At 62.8% G+C, this 18,254-nt stretch carries 16 protein-coding genes; 13 read left to right on the top strand and 3 right to left on the bottom strand.

Features of this window, described 5'->3' with window-relative positions; genetic code table 11:
* Positions 1-16 precede the first annotated feature (16 nt).
* Entirely contained in the window at positions 17-1,432 is a 1,416-nt protein-coding gene (gene mdtD / locus ACODSZ_RS18550; protein ID WP_175343330.1) for a multidrug transporter subunit MdtD, read from the top strand.
* 33 nt (positions 1,433-1,465) lie between these two features.
* Here mdtD and ACODSZ_RS18555 read toward each other — a convergent pair whose 3' ends face one another.
* Both ACODSZ_RS18555 and ACODSZ_RS18560 read right to left on the bottom strand, forming a co-directional pair.
* Positions 1,466-2,152: a Fe2+-dependent dioxygenase gene (locus tag ACODSZ_RS18555; RefSeq protein WP_175343331.1), complete on the bottom strand. Its 687-nt coding sequence runs from the start codon at positions 2,150-2,152 to the stop codon at positions 1,466-1,468.
* A gap of 16 nt (positions 2,153-2,168) precedes the next feature.
* A complete protein-coding gene (locus tag ACODSZ_RS18560; RefSeq protein WP_488928249.1) occupies positions 2,169-4,397 on the bottom strand; it encodes a TonB-dependent receptor in 2,229 nt (742 codons plus the stop codon).
* A gap of 357 nt (positions 4,398-4,754) precedes the next feature.
* Between ACODSZ_RS18560 and ACODSZ_RS18565 the strand changes: the two genes are divergently transcribed.
* From ACODSZ_RS18565 to ACODSZ_RS18615, 11 genes are all read left to right on the top strand, one after another.
* Positions 4,755-5,417: a response regulator transcription factor gene (locus ACODSZ_RS18565; protein WP_008331064.1), complete on the top strand. Its 663-nt coding sequence runs from the start codon at positions 4,755-4,757 to the stop codon at positions 5,415-5,417.
* A gap of 16 nt (positions 5,418-5,433) precedes the next feature.
* Positions 5,434-6,855, top strand: a complete 1,422-nt coding sequence (locus tag ACODSZ_RS18570; RefSeq protein WP_488928241.1) for a sensor histidine kinase N-terminal domain-containing protein — start codon at positions 5,434-5,436, stop codon at positions 6,853-6,855.
* Positions 6,856-6,961: 106 nt separating this feature from the next.
* A complete protein-coding gene (locus ACODSZ_RS18575) occupies positions 6,962-7,180 on the top strand; it encodes a hypothetical protein (protein WP_008331060.1) in 219 nt (72 codons plus the stop codon).
* Positions 7,181-7,291: 111 nt separating this feature from the next.
* Positions 7,292-7,951 carry a DUF1345 domain-containing protein gene (locus tag ACODSZ_RS18580; RefSeq protein ID WP_175343333.1) on the top strand — a complete coding sequence of 220 codons (660 nt, stop codon included), beginning with the start codon at positions 7,292-7,294 and terminating at the stop codon, positions 7,949-7,951.
* Positions 7,952-8,183: 232 nt separating this feature from the next.
* Positions 8,184-11,672 (top strand): response regulator, encoded by a 3,489-nt coding sequence (locus ACODSZ_RS18585; RefSeq protein WP_175343334.1) that lies wholly within the window; start codon positions 8,184-8,186, stop codon positions 11,670-11,672.
* On the top strand, positions 11,657-12,508 hold the full coding sequence (locus tag ACODSZ_RS18590; protein ID WP_488928242.1) for a CheR family methyltransferase: 852 nt from the start codon (positions 11,657-11,659) through the stop codon (positions 12,506-12,508). The genes ACODSZ_RS18585 and ACODSZ_RS18590 overlap by 16 nt, the downstream gene beginning before the upstream one ends.
* Complete coding sequence (locus ACODSZ_RS18595) at positions 12,505-13,140, top strand: chemotaxis protein CheB (RefSeq protein WP_008331050.1); 636 nt, start codon at positions 12,505-12,507, stop codon at positions 13,138-13,140. The genes ACODSZ_RS18590 and ACODSZ_RS18595 overlap by 4 nt, the downstream gene beginning before the upstream one ends.
* A complete protein-coding gene (locus ACODSZ_RS18600; RefSeq protein ID WP_175343335.1) occupies positions 13,137-14,255 on the top strand; it encodes a hybrid sensor histidine kinase/response regulator in 1,119 nt (372 codons plus the stop codon). Before ACODSZ_RS18595 ends, ACODSZ_RS18600 begins: the two co-directional genes overlap by 4 nt.
* Positions 14,256-14,501: 246 nt before the next feature.
* Positions 14,502-14,972, top strand: a complete 471-nt coding sequence (locus tag ACODSZ_RS18605) for a nuclear transport factor 2 family protein (RefSeq protein ID WP_008331044.1) — start codon at positions 14,502-14,504, stop codon at positions 14,970-14,972.
* Between the two features lie 9 nt (positions 14,973-14,981).
* Positions 14,982-15,539, top strand: a complete 558-nt coding sequence (locus tag ACODSZ_RS18610) for a TetR/AcrR family transcriptional regulator (protein ID WP_175343336.1) — start codon at positions 14,982-14,984, stop codon at positions 15,537-15,539.
* A 140-nt stretch (positions 15,540-15,679) separates the two neighbouring features.
* Positions 15,680-16,180: a cupin domain-containing protein gene (locus ACODSZ_RS18615; RefSeq protein WP_488928243.1), complete on the top strand. Its 501-nt coding sequence runs from the start codon at positions 15,680-15,682 to the stop codon at positions 16,178-16,180.
* Between the two features lie 78 nt (positions 16,181-16,258).
* On the opposite strand, the gene ACODSZ_RS18620 is transcribed toward ACODSZ_RS18615, so the two are convergent.
* Positions 16,259-17,209 (bottom strand): SDR family oxidoreductase, encoded by a 951-nt coding sequence (locus tag ACODSZ_RS18620; protein ID WP_488928244.1) that lies wholly within the window; start codon positions 17,207-17,209, stop codon positions 16,259-16,261.
* 108 nt (positions 17,210-17,317) lie between these two features.
* On the opposite strand from ACODSZ_RS18620, the gene ACODSZ_RS18625 reads away from it, so the two are divergent.
* A complete protein-coding gene (locus ACODSZ_RS18625; RefSeq protein WP_299534287.1) occupies positions 17,318-18,211 on the top strand; it encodes a LysR family transcriptional regulator in 894 nt (297 codons plus the stop codon).
* Positions 18,212-18,254: the final 43 nt, after the last annotated feature.

Raw genomic sequence — 18,254 nt, forward strand, 5'->3', positions numbered from 1 at the left:
CCACTTCGACTTCGCCATGTCCGCCAACTTGCCGCCGCGTCTTCGCGACACGCCCGCCCCCGCCTCTCTCAACGATCCCGTGACCCAGCGTGCCTTGCTGTGGATCGTCGCGTCGGGCTTCTTCATGCAGACGCTGGACACCACCATCGTCAACACCGCCTTGCCCGCCATGGCGCGCAGCCTGGGCGAACCGGTCCTGAACATGCACCCGGTAGTGGTGGCCTATACGCTGACCATGGCCTCGCTCACGCCGGCCTCCGGCTGGCTGGCCGACCGTTTCGGCACGCGCCGCGTGTATTTTGCGGCGATCCTGCTGTTCGCGCTGGGCTCGGTGCTGTGCGCGGTGGCGTCGACGCTGCCATTGCTGTTGGCCGCGCGTGTGGTGCAGGGGCTGGGGGGATCGATGTTGCTGCCGGTCGGACGCCTGGCCGTGTTGCGGGCCGTGCCGGGCGCGCAGTATATTGCCGCGCTGGCCTCGATCTCGATTGCCGGGCAGCTTGGGCCGGTGGTCGGCCCTGTACTGGGCGGGTGGCTGGTGGAAAGCCTGTCCTGGCACTGGATCTTTCTGATCAACTTGCCTGTAGGTGTACTGGGGATGGGGGCCGTACTGTACTTTCTCCCCGATGACAAGCTTGCCGGTCCACTTCGCTTCGACCTGATCGGGTGCGTCTTGCTGTCCGCCTGCATGGTGGCCTTCTCGCTGGCGCTGGACGTGCCTTTCGATCACAACCGTACTGGCTGGAGCATCGGACTGTTCGGTCTGGCAGCGCTGACTGTACTGGTCTACTGGCGCCATGCGTCCGTTCATCCGCGTCCACTGTTCCGGCTCGGTCTGTTTGGTGAGCCCAATTTCAGCATCGGACTGGCGGGCAACCTGGTGTGTCGCATCGGTTCTTCGGCGGTACCTTTTTTGCTGCCCCTGCTCTTGCAGGTGCGGCTGGGTTATTCGCCGCTGCATGCGGGCATGCTGCTGCTGCCGGCGGCCATTGCCGGCACCATCGCCAAGCCGTGGATCGCCCCGCTGGTCAAGCGTTTCGGCTATGACCGCTTCCTGCTGGTCAATACGGCCATCGTCGGCCTGTCCATCGTCTCCTTCGCGCTGATCACGCCCGGCTGGCCGCTGGCGGCGTCGATCGTGCAACTGGCCGTCTTCGGCGCCTCCAACTCGATGCAGTTCGCGGCCATGAACAGTGTGACCTTGAAGGGGCTGCGCAAGGAAGATGCGGGCAGCGGCAACAGTCTGTTCTCGATGGTGCAGATGCTGGCCATCGGGCTGGGAGTGACCATCGGCAGCACCATGGTCAATCTGTTCAAGAACGAGGCGGGCACGGCGACCAACGCCAGCTTCCAGATCACCTTCGTGATCGTGGGCGCGATCACCCTGATCTCGGCCTGGGTGTTCCGCAAGATGGATCCGCGCTACTTCCGATAAGCGATATCAATCATTGGGCCGGCGCAGGAGCGATCAGGTCTCGCTCCATTGTCGCAGCAGGTTGTGGTAGCAGCCCACCAGGGTGCGCCGTGCGAGCGCATCGGCATCGGTCTGGTTCAGGCGCTGGATGGCGTTGTCCATGTCGAACAGCATCTGGCGCTGGCCATCGTCGCGCACCAGGCTTTGAATCCAGAAGAAACAGCCCATGCGTACGCCGCGCGTGATCGGTGTCACGGTATGCAGGCTGGTGGCCGGATAGAGCACCATGTCGCCGGCGGCCAGCTTGACGCTGTGCATGCCGTAGCTGTCGTCGATCTGCAATTCACCGCCATCGTAGTCAGCCGGGTCGGCCAGGAACAGCGTGGCCGAAACGTCGGTGCGCAGCTTGCGTCCCGTGTGCGGATGGATGCGCACGCTGCCGTCGACGTGGGCACCAAAGTGCATGCCCTGGCCATAGCGATTGAACATGGGCGGGTAGATCAGGTTGGGCAGTGCCGCGCTGATGAAGCGCGGATGCCGCTCCAGCGCAGAGACGATGATGCGCTGGCATTGCAGGGCGACCTCCGAATGCTCGTCGATCTGCTGGTTGAACTTCACCGGCGCACCCTGGTAGCCCGCCGTGACGCGTCCATCCACCCAGGCTTGGCCCGCCTGGTCCAGCAAGTTGCGTACGTGCTGCAGGGCTTGCGGGTCCAGCAGCTGAGGGATGGTGATGAGCATGGGCGCGTCTTCTTTCTTACATGCGATAGGTCAGTGACAGCAGGGCGGTACGGCCCGAACCCGGGACCGAACGGCCGCCGTCGGACTGGATCAGCGCATCGTAATACATCTTGTTGCTCAGGTTGTAGAGGTTCAGGCGGATGTCGTAGGCCTTGGTGGTGTAGGCCAGCATCGCGTCGTAACGGGTGTAGCCGCCGACCTGCACTGTGTTGGTAGCGTTGGCATAGCGCTGCGACATATAGGTCGCGCCGCCACCGACCTGCCAGTGCGGGGCCAGGTCGTAGGTGGTCCAGGTGGTCAGGGTGTGCTTGGGGGTGTTGACCGGGATCTTGCCTACCGACGTGTCGGCCACGGCACCGCCGATGACCTTGGCATCCAGGTAGGTGTAGTTGGCGGCGATCTGCCAGTCGCGCGTGATGCGACCTGTGGCACCGGCGCGCGCACCGTTCACGCGGACCGTACCGGCCAGTGCGTAGACGCCGGTAGCCACCTGGCTGCGGGCGTTTTCCTTGGTGATCTGGAAGCCGGCGGCAGTCAGCGCCAGGCCTTCGGCGACATCCCACTTGCCACCGACTTCATAGGAACGGTTCTTTTCCGGATCCAGGTTCTGCTGGCCTGCGGTACCGGTCAACTGCTCCAGCGAAGGATTGAATGAGGTGCCGTAGGAAACGTAATAGGACTGCGCGACACTGGGCTGCCAGATTGCGCCCGAACGTACGCTCAGGAAGTTCACGCTCTGCTGGGCATAGCCCAGTGCGGTGGAACCGGTGGTATTGCCCGAGTTGATCGAATTGGTGATGCTGGCCACATAGCGGTCATAGCGCAGGCCGCCCACCAGCTTCAATTGCGGCACCAGCGCGATGGTGTCGCCCACATAGGCGGCGATGGTGTTGGCGCTGCCACCGGCATGGTTGCCTGCGGTATCGGCTACGCTGCTGCCGGCAGCGCTGTAGGACGGATTGACCACGCTCACGCAATCCAGGTAGCCGGTGGTGGCACCGGAGGCATTGAGCGAGCGGCCATTGCAGCTGCCGTTGCGGTAAGAGGCCTGGTTGTCGTAGCCGTCGTGGCCGACTTCCAAACCGACGATGGCATCGTGCTTGACGCTGCCGGTGGCGAACTTGGCCGCCAGTTCGGTCTGGTTGAAGATGGAATAGTCGGTGATCACACGGTCATGGCTCTGACCGCGCACGTAGAGACTGGACAGCGGCAGGCTGCTGCTGGCATTGGTGAGCGCCGTGAAGCCGCTGGAAGAGATCGTGCCGATGGTATTGGGCGCGGTTTCCACCGCATCGGTGTGCACGTAGTTGAACTGGGTCTGATTGCGCAGCGTGACGTCCGGGGCGATTCGGTGCTTGATGCCTGCATTGAACGAAGCCACGTCCTGGATGGTGCGGTCACTGTCCAGGCCATAGGCGGTATTGCGGTCAACGTTGACGGGATGGCCGTTCAGTGCCGGCAGGCCGTAATCGGGCTGGTCCTGGTTGTGTTGCAACAGGGCCGACAGGGTGATCTCGGTGGGGGTACCGATGCCCCAGACATAAGAGCCGGCCAGGCCGAAGTCCTGCACGTCGGTCTGGTTGCGCGTGCTGGCCGCGCCGTTCTGGGCCATGGCTTCGATGCGCAGGGCCGAGGTGTCCGAGAGCGGACGGTTCACATCGACCGTGCTGCGCACCAGACCATTGGTGCTGACCGAACCGGAGATTTCGGTGGCAGCCTTCAGATTGGCCTTCTTGCTGACCTGGTTGATGATGCCGCCGGTGGAGCCACGCCCGAAGAGCATCGAGGAAGGGCCCATGAGGACTTCCACTTCCTCGATGGCGAAGGTGTCGCGGTAGTACTGGCCACGGTCGCGGAAGCCATCGAGATAGATGTCGGTGCGCGCCGAGAAGCCGTTGAGGTTGATGTTGTTGCCGATCTGACCGCCTTCGGCACCGCCCAGGGTGATGCCGGACACGTTGCGCAGCGCATCGGCCAGCGAACTCACGCCTTGCGACTGCATCTGCGCCTTGTTGACCACGGTCACCGATTGCGCCACGTCGTGCAGGTCGGCGGGCAGTTTGGTGAGGGCGGTGCCGGTGCTGGCGAAATCATCCCGACGGCCTTCCACCGTGACGGGGGCGAGCTGGCTGTCGGCCGGCGCGGTGGTGGTGGCGCTGTCGGGAGTGGCCTGCTGCGCGTGGGCGGCGAGGGGGACGGCAAAGATGGCGACCAATGCGGCGGCCATCGGCGTGAGACGGTTCATGTTGTTCTTGTCGCTAGTGGAGTAGGAAATGATGAGGCGGTCCGCTCGCGCAGGACCGCCTCGCATGGCTGGCTACTCCGTCCTTCGACAAGGAGGGACGTTTGGCTGGCTGGTGACCAGTGTTTTTTACATGCTAATGATTGGGATTCTCATTCGCATGGCTGGCAAGATTAAGGGGCAAGCCTGACAAAGTGCTGTCAACTAGCTGACGCCGAACTGAGTGTGACAAAAAAGAAACACTCTGCGCATGCCGCCCCCCGCCTGGGCGAACGCCTCATTTGCAGCATGGCCTGGGCTGCAATACGATGCAGCGTTACGCAGATGTTTTGCGCCGTTTTTCTCAACAGAAGTCCCCCTATGAATGTTTTGCTGGTCGAAGACGACCCGGTACTCACCGACGGTCTGTCGCGGGTACTCAACTCGCATGGTTTCACCGTGCATACCGTCAACAACGGCAACGATGCGCTGTCGCAGCGTTTCAACGCGGCCGTGCTGGTACTCGACATCGGCCTGCCCGGCATCGATGGTTTCGAGGTCCTGCGCCGCATGCGCGCCAACGGCAACAACACGCCCGTGCTGCTGCTGACCGCCCGCGATACCATTCCCGACCGTGTGCATGGCCTGGAACTGGGGGCCGATGACTATCTGGTCAAGCCCTTCGCCACGCCCGAGCTGGTGGCCCGCATCAAGGCGCTGATCCGCCGCAGCGCGCCGCAACCGGCGCAACTGACCGTGGGTGGTCTGTCGCTGGACAATGCCACCAAGCGCGCCGATATCGATGGTCGCAAGATCGAGCTGTCGCTGCGCGAATGGACGGTGCTGGAATACCTGATGCAGCACGCCTCGCGCGTGGTTTCCAAGCAGCAGATCATCGATGCCGTCCTGCCCTGGGGCGAGGACTTCACCATCAATGCGGTGGAGGTCTATGTCTCGCGCATCCGCCTGAAGATCGCTGATTCGGGCGTGGTCATCCGCACCATTCGCGGCTTCGGCTACATGCTCGAAAAGAGCGAGAACTGAACCGGTACGCCGCACCATGACGGTCATCGACCAGCAGGCGGACAGCACTGCTGCGGCCCCGCGTCCTTCCGGGAACCCTCACCTCAGCATCCGGCGCGACCTGCTCAGGTGGCTGATCGCGCCCTTGCTGCTGCTGAACCTGGTGGGGGCCGGCCTGACCTACTGGCTGGCCTGGCTGCCGGCCCAGCATGCCTTCGACCAGAACCTGATGGATTCCACCTGGGGCCTGTATGCGCAGGTGCGCCATCGCCAGGAACGCACCACGGCCGAGCTGACCCAGCAGGCCGAACAGATCCTGCGCAGCAATCACTCCGACACCACCTTCTTTGCCGTGCGCAATACCGAGGGCGAGATCCTGGTGGGCGACAAGGGATTCCCGCAATTGCCGGAAAGCGAGATCTACGATCGTCCCTTCAACTATGACGGCCAGATGCGCGGTGAACCGGTCCGTATTTCGGCCATGCAGGTGCGGGTCAAGAATGGCGTGATCTCGGTGGCCGTGGCCGAGACCCTGCGCAAGCGCGACCGCGCCCATTACACCATCCTGCTGTCCTTCCTGCTGCTGGATGGCGCGCTGACCTTCGGTTCGCTGTCGGTGGTGCTGATCGCCGTGCGGCGTGGTCTGCGTCCCTTGAAGAGCCTGCAGCGCAACCTGGAGCAGCGCGGCCACGGCAAGCTGGGGGCCATCGACGGACTCGGCGCGCCGGTGGAACTGCAGCCGCTGATCGTGGCGATGAATGAACTCATGGCCCGTATCAGCAAGGGCGAAGAGGCGCAGCAGAACTTCATGGCCGATGTCGCCCATCAGTTGCGTACGCCCCTGACCGGCCTGAAGCTGCAACTGGAGCTGCTGCACGACAAGCACCAGGACCAGCCCGATACCGCCCGCTCGCTGGCGATGATGAATTCCTCGGTGGAACGCATGATCCGTCAGAGCCGGCAACTGCTGGCACTGGCCCGCTCCGAACCGGGCCTGTTCGAAAGCCGCAAGCTGGAAGAACTGTCGCTGCACAAGCTGGTGGAAGAATCGGTGCAGCACTTCATCGAGGAGGCCGACAAGAAGCAGATCGACCTCGGCTTCGATCTGCAACCGGCGCGTCTGCGCGGCGACCGTTTCCTGCTCGCCGACCTGATCGACAACCTCATCGACAATGCCGTGCGCTACTCTCCCCAACACGGGACGGTGACGGTGCGCTGCCTGGAAGAAGCGGGCGCCACCGTATTGACGGTGGAAGATTCCGGTCCCGGCATTGCTCCCGAGCACCGCGAGCTGATCTTCGACCGCTACTATCGCGCCAATGACAAGATCGCCGGCAGCGGCCTGGGTCTGGCCATCGTGCGCGAGATCGCGCATGACCATGGCGGCGTCATCACGGTCGATTGCAAGGAGCAGGGGCAGGGCACCATCTTCACCGTGCGCTTTCCTCTGGCGGCCTGACGTCGCCGGCGATGGCCGTACTTGCCGCAGGACATCATGCTTGCACAGAACCTCATGCCTGCGGCTGTGTCAAACGGGCTTCATCGTGAACGACACAGGAGGCAGCATGACGGACAAGGTCTTGCAAAGTGGCACCCATATCGCCCGCTACGATGCGGTGGAAAAACCCGATGAAGGCTTCGAGGCCCAAGTCTTCGTGCGTCTCTCGCGTGAGCCCGAGATTGCCGAAACTTACATTCCCGTGGGCATTTTCCCGACCGAGGAAGAAGCCCTGGCCAGCGCCCGCGAACGCGCCAGGCGCGCCTTGAAGGAGCATGAATTCTGAGCCGCGCGCCGCTGGCGGGAGCGCACAGGCCATGCTAACCTGCCCCTGCGTGACGCCGCAGCCTGAGGATGCAGGCGTCGCTCCAGAAGGCTCACCCTACCAAGAAGAACAATGTCTGTCGCCCGCCACATCCTCCAGGTCCACCCGCGCTTGCTCATCGGCATCGGCGTGGGGATTGCCGCCGCCCTCCTTGCTCCTGCCGGCAACTGGACAGGCCGCAGCCTCATCGGCTGGAATGTCGGCGTCTGGTTCTATCTGCTGAGCCTGTGGCTGATGATGTTGCGCGCCGATGCCGGGGCCGTCAGGCGTCTGGCCGAGACCGAGGATGAGAGCGCCCAGGTGGTGCTGGTGATGATCTGCGTGGCTGCCATTGCCAGTCTTCTGGCCATCCTGCTGGAGCTCGGCGGCAGCAGTCATCACGACGAGCGTGGACGGTTGTTGCGCTATGCCTTCACGGCCTCTACCGTCTTCGGCTCCTGGTCTCTGATCGGGACCATTTTCACGCTGCATTACGCGCGCCTTTTCTATGCCGAGGACGACGATGCGCAAGCCCTGCCGTTGCGTTTTCCCGATGGCATACGCAATCCCGGTTACTGGGATTTCCTGTATTTCGCCTTCACCATCAGCGTGGCGGTGCAGACCTCGGACGTGGCCGTGGCCTCGCGCGCGCTGCGCAAATCGGTGCTGGCGCATTCGCTGATCTGCTTTGTCTTCAATGCCGCCATCATCGGTTTGTCCATCAATATCGCCGCCGGCCTGGCCGGCAGCTGAAACGAATGTCCATGTCAGGATGACCGTGCCGTGGAACTGAACTGCCGGCACTTTGTCCTACCGGCGCTCTGCGCAAACCGGAAGCGGCCCGTATAATCGGCGGCTTTCCCGGTGGCAAGACCAAGGGGAGGGGGACACAGCGACACACAGAACCCCCGCAGCTCGACCAACGATTCGAACAACGGAGCGCACCGTGCGGGTTTATTCCAGCCAAGCTGAAGAACGTATTGCCATGTTGAGGCGCCAGGGCAAGGGCGCCTTTTCCGGACCACCGCTGCCCCTGGGGCCGCTGATCGGGTTTGCCGTCGCCATCCTGGCGGTGGTACTGATTGCCCTGTTCACCTGGGAGGCCTCGGTCAGCCGGGGCGAGGCTGCCAGCGCCGTCTCGCACACCATGAAGGTGCGCGAGCAATTGCAGATGCTGGTCTCCACCCTCAAGGATGCCGAGACCAGCCAGCGCGGCTTCCTGCTCACCGGCACCGAGTCCTATCTGAGTCCCTACAACCAGGCACGCGCCGCGCTGCCCGGCGAGATTGCCAAGCTGCGCGGGCTGCTCTCCGACAATCCGGATCAGTTGCAGCGGCTCTCGCAGATCGAGCGCGTGGTCGCCGACAAGCTCGAAGAGCTGGCCGAGACCGTCAGCCGCCGCCGCAACGGCGATACCGTCGGCGCACTGGCGGTGGTGCAATCCGATCGCGGCAAGATGTTCATGGACCGCGTGCGCGTACTCACGCACGACATGGAAGAACAGGAGCGTGACCTGCTGGCCAGCCGCCAGGCCGACTGGCGCGATGCCGTGGTGTTCTCCACCGCCGTGGCGTGGGGTGGTTCGGGCTTGCTGCTGGTCCTGATCATGGCCGCGGCCGTGACCACCTCGCGCGATTATCGCGCCCGCGAAAAGCAGGCATGGATCCGTGCCGGACAGATGGGCCTGGCCGAACGACTGCAGGGCGAACAACGCCTGGACGCGCTGGGGGAGAATACCCTGGCCTTCCTGACCGCCTACCTGAATGCACAGGTCGGTGCGATCTATCTGCGTACCGAGCACGGCGAGTTCCGGCGCTTCGCTGCCTATGCGCTGGCAGAAGAGGAGAGCGAACAGCCGCCGCACCTGCGCGATGGCCAGGGTCTGCTGGGCCAGGCTGCCAAGCTCAACCGCGTCATGCACGTCAAGGAGGTGCCGGAGCAATACCTCACCGTGGCTTCTTCCGTGGGACGCCATGCGCCACGCGAACTGATGATCGTGCCGGCCTCGGCCGATGGCATGGTGCAGGCAGTGTTCGAACTGGGCTTCCTGCGCCAGTTGCGCACCGAGGAAGAAGAGTTGCTGGCGCGGCTGTCGGACCAGATCGCCATTGCCGTGCGCTCCTCCAAGGATCGTACCCGCCTGGAAGAACTGCTTGAAGAGACCCAGCGCCAGTCCGAGGAATTGCAGGCCCAGCAGGAAGAGCTGCGCGTCAACAACGAAGAGCTGGAAGAACAGGGCCAGGCCTTGAAGGCCTCGCAACTGCGCCTGGAAACCCAGCAGGCCGAGCTGGAAGAAACCAATGCCCAGCTGGAAGAACAGACCCAGCTGCTGGAAATCCAGAAGGATGACCTGGCCAAGACCCAGGTGGTGCTGGTGGAAAAGGCCACCGAGCTTGAGCGTGCCAACCAGTACAAGAGCGAGTTCCTGGCCAACATGAGCCACGAGCTGCGCACACCGCTGAACTCCACCCTGATCCTGGCCAAGCTGCTGGCCGACAACAAGCAGGGCAACCTCTCCGAGGAGCAGGTGCGCTTCGCGCAAACCATTTCCTCGGCGGGCAATGACCTGCTGGCCCTGATCAATGACATCCTCGATCTGTCGAAGATGGAAGCGGGCAAGCTCGATATCGTTTCCGAATCCTTCGTGGTCAGCAAGATGGCCGAGGAACTCAAGGCCAGCTTCGCCATGACGGCGCAGCAGAAGGGGCTGGGCTTCAAGGTCGAGGTCGACCCGGGCGTGCCGCAGCGCATGGAAACGGATATGCAGCGCCTGGGCCAGATCTTGAAGAACCTGCTCTCCAACGCCATCAAGTTCACCGAGAAGGGCGAGGTCAGCCTGCGCATCTATCCGGATGCAGGTGGCCGCATCGCCTTCGCCGTGCGCGACACCGGCATCGGCATCGGTGCCGACCAGCACCAGTTCATCTTCGAAGCCTTCCGCCAGGCCGATGGCAGCACTCATCGCAAGTACGGCGGTACCGGTCTGGGCCTGTCGATCTCGCGCGACCTGGCGCATCTGCTGGGCGGCGACATCCAGGTGCAGAGCCGGGTGGGCGAGGGCAGTATCTTCACGCTCTCGTTGCCGCAGGTCTACAGTGGCGAGCAGGCCGTGGTGCGTACGCCGGCGGTCGTTGCCGCGCCTTCGGCGGCGGCTGCGACCCTGCAGGCCGCGCAGGTGGCCACCGCGCCGGACGTCCGTATCCCCAGCCCGCAGGTAGTGCCGGGTGCGCCGGTGAAACTGCAGGACATCACCATCGACGATGACCGTCATCGCATCGAATCGTCCTCGCGCCTGATCCTGGTGATCGAGGATGATGCCGCCTTCGCCATGATCCTGCGCGACCTGTCGCACGAGATGGGCTTCCAGTGCGTGGTCACGCATTCGGCCAACGATGGCGTGGCGGCCGCCGAGATGTATCGTCCCAGCGCCATCCTCATGGACATGAACCTGCCGGACTTCTCCGGCCTGGGCGTGCTGGACCAGATCAAGCGCAATCCCAAGACCCGCCACATTCCGGTGCACGTGGTGTCGGTGGCCGATTATTCGCACGAGGCGCTGGAGCGCGGCGCCATCGGTTATGCCCTGAAGCCGGTGCAGCGAGAGGAACTGGTGGGTGCCATTCGCAAGCTGGAAGCCAAGTTCCTGCAGGGCCTGCGCCACGTGCTGGTAGTGGAAGACGATGCGCGCCAGCTCGACAGCATCCGCCAGCTGCTGGCCGGGGAGAACATCAACCTGGTGGGTGTGCGGACCGCCGCCGATGCGCTGGCCCGCCTGCGCGAGACCACCTTCGACTGCATGGTGATGGACCTGAACCTGCCCGACCTGTCCGGATACCAGCTGCTGGAGCGGATGGCCGAGCAGGAACACGTGGCCTTCCCGCCAGTGATCGTCTATACCGGACGCTCGCTGTCGGCCGAGGAAGAACAGCACCTGCGCCGCTTCTCGCGCTCCATCATCATCAAGGATGCGCGCTCGCCGGAACGCCTGCTCGATGAAGTGACGCTGTTCCTGCACCAGGTGGAAACCACGCTGCCGGCGGAGAGCCAGCGCATGCTGAAGGTGGCGCGTGACCGCGAGACGGTCTTCGAAGGCCGCCGCATCCTGGTGGTGGAGGACGATGTACGCAACATCTTTGCGCTATCCTCGGTGCTGGAACCCAAGGGCATGAAGGTCGACATCGCCCGCAACGGCCGCGAAGCCCTGGAGGCCCTGCAACGCAGCCAGGAACAGCCCGGTGCGCCGATCGACCTGGTCCTGATGGATATCATGATGCCGGAGATGGATGGCCTGACCGCCATGCGCGAGATCCGCAAGCAGGCCGTCTGGAAGCGCCTGCCCATCATCGCCCTGACGGCCAAGGCCATGAAGGATGACCAGGAGAAATGCCTGGCCGCCGGCGCCAACGATTACATCGCCAAGCCTTTGGATGTGGAAAAACTGCTGTCCCTGGTACGTGTATGGATGCCGAAATAAACCAGGCGCTGGCCAACCAGCATTTCGATATCGAGATGCAGTTGTTGCTCGATGCCATCTACCTCAAGTATCACTGCGATTTTCGCGGCTATGCCGGCGCGTCGTTGAAGCGCCGCCTGGCCACGGCCATGATCCGTTTCGGCTGCGAGACGCTGTCGCAGTTGCAGGACAAGGTGCTGCATGATGTGACCGTGTTCCCGGCGCTCATGGATTACCTGACGGTACAGGTCAGCGAGATGTTCCGCGACCCCAGCTATTTTCTTGCGCTGCGTGAGAAGGTGATTCCATTGCTGCGCACCTATCCTTCGCTCAAGATCTGGGTGGCTGGTTGCAGCAGCGGCGAGGAAGTCTATTCGCTGGCGATCCTGCTGCGCGAGGAAGGGCTGCTGGAACGCAGCATCATCTATGCTACCGATATCAACCAGGCCGCCCTCAAGAAGGCCGAGGCGGGCGTCTACGAGCTCGACCGTATCCCCGGTTTCACCAGCAATCACCAGAAATCCGGAGCCAGGACCTCGCTTTCGGATTACTATACGGCCGCCTATGGGGCCGTGGTTTTCGACAAATCACTGCGCAAGAACGTGGTCTTTTCCGATCACAGCCTGGCCACCGACAGCGTCTTTGCCGAAATGCACCTGGTGTCCTGCCGCAACGTGCTGATCTATTTCAATCGCCATCTGCAGGAACGTGCGCTCGGCCTGTTCCGCGAGTCGCTGGTGCGCAAGGGCTTCCTGGGACTGGGTTCAAAGGAGTCGATGCGGTTCTCGACGCACGGTCCTGCCTTCGATGAAGTGGTGCGGGAAGATCGCATCTTCCAGAAAAAGGGGGACCTGTGAGCTCCGTCCCGCTGCCGGCCCTGGGGGGGCGTGCCATTGATGCGATCGTCATCGGTGCTTCTGCCGGTGGGGTGGAAGCCTTGTCGGAAATCCTGCCGGCGCTGCAGCGTGGTGCGCGTGTGGCGACCATGGTGGTGCTGCATATTCCGCGCGAGCGCCCCAGTCTGCTGGCCACCATCTTCGCCGACCGCTGCCGCCAGCCGGTGGTGGAAGCGCAGGACAAGGAGCCGGTACAGCCCGGCATGATCTACTTTGCCCCACCGGATTATCATCTGCTGGTCGATCGCGGCGACGAAGGTCCGATACTGGCCATGTCCAACGATGAGCTGGTGAACTATTCGCGTCCGGCCATCGATGTGCTCTTCGAATCGGCCGCAGATGTCTATCGTGAGCGCCTGCTGGGCATCGTGCTGACCGGTGGCAATCACGATGGTGCGGCCGGATTGCAGGCCATTGCGCGCGCCGGCGGCGTTACCGTGGTACAAAGTCCGCAACAGGCACAGGTGCCTTACATGCCGGCACAGGCATTGGCATTGGGACAGATCGATCATGTGCTCACGCTCTCGCAGATCGCCGATTTGTTGCGCTCGCTGGGCGTAACGGGGAATGACCAGAAAAAGGAAAGCAGGTGATAGAAAAGCATAAAGAGAGAGACCTGCCGCGGGTGAAATTCCTGCTGGTCGATGATCTCGATGAAAACTTGTTGGCCCTCTCCGCCCTGCTGCAGCGGAACGATGTGGAACTGCTGCTGGCGCGTTCGGGCCTGGAAGCGCTCGAACTGCTGTTGCAGCATGAGGTGGCGCTGGCTTTCCTGGACGTGCAGATGCCGGACATGGACGGTTTCGAGTTGGCCGAGCTGATTCGTGGCAGCGAGCGTACCCGCAACGTGCCGCTGATCTTCGTCACGGCCGGTGTGCGGGACGAGCGTCGCCTGTTCAAAGGGTATGAGAGCGGCGCGGTGGATTTTCTCTACAAGCCCATCGAACCACACATCCTGCGCAACAAGGCCGAGGTGTTCTTCCAGCTGTATCGCCAGAAGCAGTTGCTGGCGCTGGAGTTGCAGGAGCGCACCGAGACCCTGCGCATGAATGAGATGTTCGTGGCCATCCTCGGTCACGATCTGCGCAATCCCTTGAGTGCGGTGGTGATGGCCGCAACGCTCTTGCAGCGGACCTACAAGGATGAGGTGGCGCAGAAGGCCTCGCAGCAAATCCTCAATGGCGGCAAGCGCATGGCCAAGCTGATCGAGAACATGCTTGACCTGGCCCGTGCGCGACTGGCCGGCGGCATCCCGCTGGTACGTGCCAGTGCCTGCCTGGGTGAGATCACCGAACGGGTGGTGCAGGAGTACCAGACCACCTATGCGGGTAGCGTCGTGGAGCGCCGCATCGAAGGCGATGACAACGGCTATTGGGACGGCGACCGCCTCGGCCAGGTGGCGGCCAATCTGCTGGGCAATGCCTTGCAGCACGGTGCGCCGGGCAGCCCGATCTGCATCGGTATCGATGGCCGCAGCGAGCGGGAAGTGGTGATGACCATCGCCAATCGGGGCGTGATTCCGGCGGCCTTGCTGCCGGTGATTTTCGACCCCTTCCGTGGCGGCGAGCGCGAGGTCGGCCGCAAGGAAGGACTCGGGCTCGGGTTGTTCATCGCACAGCAGATCGTCAAGGCGCATGGGGGGAGTATCACCATGACCTCGGACGATCAGGTGCAGACCATGGTGACGGTGAGATTGCCAAGGCGCTGACGAACGCTCAACCCCGTTGATCGCCACTGCATGAGATGAAGGCCTGCTCCACCAAGCGGGCCTTTTTCATTGGTGCTGGCGCTCCTGCGCGTTTGCAGCAGGCCCTAGGTTGATGGTCTCACGAAGCGGGTGTCGCCAATGCGACATGGCACGGCAAAAATGCTTGCCAATCAAAGTTGATCGGTCTATATTGTCTGTACCGATCAGTACATAGTGTATTGATCGGTACATTAAAGGAGAATAACCATGTCGATCCGTCCGCCACTTCCGCCGTTCACCCGTGAAACCGCCATCGAAAAAGTCCGTCTTGCCGAGAACGGCTGGAACACCCGCGATGCCGAAAAGGTCGCGCTTGCCTATACCGAAGACAGCTGGTGGCGCAATCGTGCCGAGTTCGCCCAGGGCCGCGAAGCGATCACCGCCTTGCTCAAGCGCAAATGGACGCGCGAGCTGGATTACCGGCTGGTCAAGGAGCTGTGGGCCTTTGACGGTGCGCGTATCGCGGTGCGTTTCGCCTACGAGTACCATGACGATTCCGGCCAGTGGTATCGCGCCTACGGCAATGAAAACTGGGAGTTCGACGAGAACGGCCTGATGCACCATCGTCACGCCTGCATCAACGAGCATCCGATCAAGCCGGAAGAACGCAAATTCCTGTGGGACAATAGCGGCCCACGCCCGGCCGATCATCCCGGGCTGAGCGATTTCGGTATCTGAGGAAAATGAATGGCTAGAGTCATTGCGGAAAAGGACGATGTGATCCCCTTGCTGGCGGAAGTGTTTCGCACCTACGGTTTCGAGGGGGCGAGCCTGGCGCGCATCAGCGAAGGGACCAGGCTGGGCAAGGGCAGCATCTATCACTTTTTCCCTGGTGGCAAAGAGGAAATGGCCGAAGCCGTGCTGAGCCATGTGGATGCGTGGTTCAGGCGGCATGTGTTTGATCCGTTGAACGAGAGCGAAGATGCGGTTGCGGGGATCAAGGCCATGTTCGGCGATGTGAGTCGCTACTTCCTGTCGGGGCAACGGGTTTGCCTGGTGGGCGTGTTCGCGCTGGGCAATGAGCGCGACCGCTTTGCGGTGATGGTGCGTGATTACTTTGCCGCCTGGATCGAGGCGCTGGCCTCGGCGCTGGTGCGCACCGGGCGCAAGCCCAAGGAAGCCCGTGCCCTGGCCGAAGAGGTCGTGGGGGGAATACAGGGGGCGCTGGTGCTGGCGCGCGCGCTGGACAGTACCGATGTGTTTGCGGAGACCTTGAAGCGGTTTGAGAAACGGCTTTCAAGCTGATATCGCTATTCAAGCAAGGGGCCAGGGATGGCCTTTTCCATTTCCTGGACAGCGCTGGCGAATTACACTGCGGATTGCAGCAAGCCACTTCGAAGGCTCCATGGAGCCAATCCCCATCAACTCTGTCCATCACCCTGACCATGTCCCGACATCGCCCCGAAGAATTGATTTCCCACCTCAATCTTGAACCCCATCCGGAGGGCGGTTTCTTTCGGGAGAGCCATCGCAGCCCGGAGCGTGTAGCGCGCGCATCGGGCGGTGCTGGCCGCTCGGCGGCGACCGCCATTTATTACCTGCTTGCTGGCGGGGACCGGTCAACCTGGCACCGGATCGATTCGGAAGAGATGTGGCACTTCTATGAAGGCGACCCCCTGCACGTCCATGTCCTGCTGCCGCAGGGGGAGCTTCAGACCTTGTGCCTGGGCAATGCGCTGGAGCATGAGGGCGCCCATTTCCAGGCGCTGGTCCCGGCAGGCGCCTGGTTTGCGGCCGAGTGCACGGCTCAGGAGGGCTATAGTCTGGTCGGATGCACGGTGGCGCCGGGCTTCGAATTTGATGCGTTTGAAATCGCCCGGGCAGATCAACTGCTGGGGGATTGGCCGCAGCATGGAGAACTGATTGAACGGCTGGCGCGAAAGTGACGGTGGTGCAGGTCGACGGAAGTACGACGCAGGTCGGTGGCGGCCAGCATCTGCCGATGCTGCGCACTTGTCGCCTGCTCAGGAGCCCCTCCAGCCCTGGGCTTCCAGCGCCATCCTTATCCCCTCGACATAAGGCGTCTTCCTGATCGGCCCGATCAATTGCTGTAGCGCCGTATCGTCCATGATCACTGGCTGCGTCTGCAGATAGTGCATCTCCACCAGCTCGCGCATCATCGGATGGAAGAGTCCGATGAGCCGCAGCATGGTCTTGCCTGCCACGCGTTTTTTCAGCTTGCGTCCGGTCTGGCGTTCCATTTCCACAACCAGGGCCTGCTGTGTCGTCACGCCGGCACCGGCCAGGTGCCACACCTTGCCGAAGGCGGCAGGCGTGCTGACCAGCCTGGCCACTACCGGCCCGACATCGGGCACGAAGACGAACTCGTGCGGACGATCCAGCGGCCCGATCATGTCGGCCGTGCCGCCCTGGGCTGCGGCCTTGATCGCGCCATGCAGGAAACTGGCTTCGACGCCGGGGCCGTAGAAATCCGGCAGGCGCAATACGGCTGTGCGGAGGTGACCTTCCTTGTGCGCCTGCATCAGCAGGTCTTCCTGCGCCTTGCGCATGCGGCCCTTGAAGGTATGGGGGTTGCGCGGATGGTCTTCGCGTATCGGCGAGGACTGCGGCAGACCGTAGGGGTACACCGTACCGATGAGGATGATCTGTTTGACGCCCGCGCGGACGGCACCGGCCAGGGTCTTGCGCATCAGTTCCGGATGCAGCTCGAACTGCGTGTAGTGCACGCCCACCAGGTAGATCAGCGTATCGATGCCGTGCGCCGCCGCTTCGACCGAAGCCGGGGAATCGGGATCCCAGCTGATGATCTCGGCCAGGGGATCGGCGCCGAAGGCCTTGCGCAAGCTGCTTTCATTGCGCCCGACCACGCGGTAGGGGTGCCCTTGGGCACTGATGGCAGAGGCGATGCTTTGACCGATGGCGCCGGCGGCGCCGAAGAGGGCAATCCTGGACATGGGGTTCTCCTGGGTGAGGGCGTGAGTGTGAACATCCCCAGTATGCAAAATTGAGGTATAAATGAAAATCGCATAAATCAGCCTAGCAGCTATACATAAATGAATACCATGGCCGACATCGAACCCAACTGGGAGTGGTACCGCAGTTTCCTCAAGGTCCTGGAAACGGGATCGCTCTCGGCGGCCGGACGCGAGATGGGCCTGACGCAGCCCACCGTGGGTCGCCACATCGAGCAACTGGAAGCGGCACTGGGGCTCAAGCTGTTCGTGCGTTCCTTTGATGGTTTTTCACCTACGGATGCGGCGCTGGAACTGAAGCCCTATGCGGCCGGCATCGCGGCCACCTCTGCCGCGCTGCGCCGGGTCGCCAGCAGTCACGGCAGGGAAGTGCGAGGCACGGTGAGACTGACCGCCAGTGAGGTCATCAGCGTGGAGGTGCTGCCACCCATCCTGGCCGAACTCAAGCATCGTCATCCGGGTCTGTGCATCGAGCTGGTAATGTCGAACCGGGCCGATGACCTGTTGCAGCGCGAGGCCGATATTGCCGTGCGCATGTTCAAGCCGGCCCAGGATGCGCTGGTGGCCAAGCGGCTGGGTAACATCGAAGTCGGATTGCATGCGCACCAGCGCTACCTGGCGGCACACGGGGTCCCGCAGTCAATCGCCGCGCTGGCCGGCCATGCGCTCATCGGCTTCGATCAGGAGAATGCCTACGTGCGCAAGGTGCTGGAACAATTCCCCTGGCTCTCGCGCACCGGCCTGGCGTTTCGGGCCGATAGTGATCTGGCGCAACTGGCCGCCATTCGTGCGGGCTTCGGTATCGGTATTTGCCAGGTGGGCGTGGCGGCCAGGGAAGAGGCGCTGGTGCATCTGCTGCCCAGGAAATTCTCGGTCAAGATGGAAACCTGGATCGCCATGCACGAGGATCTGCGCGCCAGTCCGCGTTGTGCCGTGACTTTTGCTGCGTTGGTGGCGGGATTGGGGGCCTATATCCGAGGCTGATGCGCGCCTGCCTTGGTCAAAAAAATGCCTGCTCCGAAGAGCA

The organism is Herbaspirillum sp. FG34, from assembly GCF_057809315.1.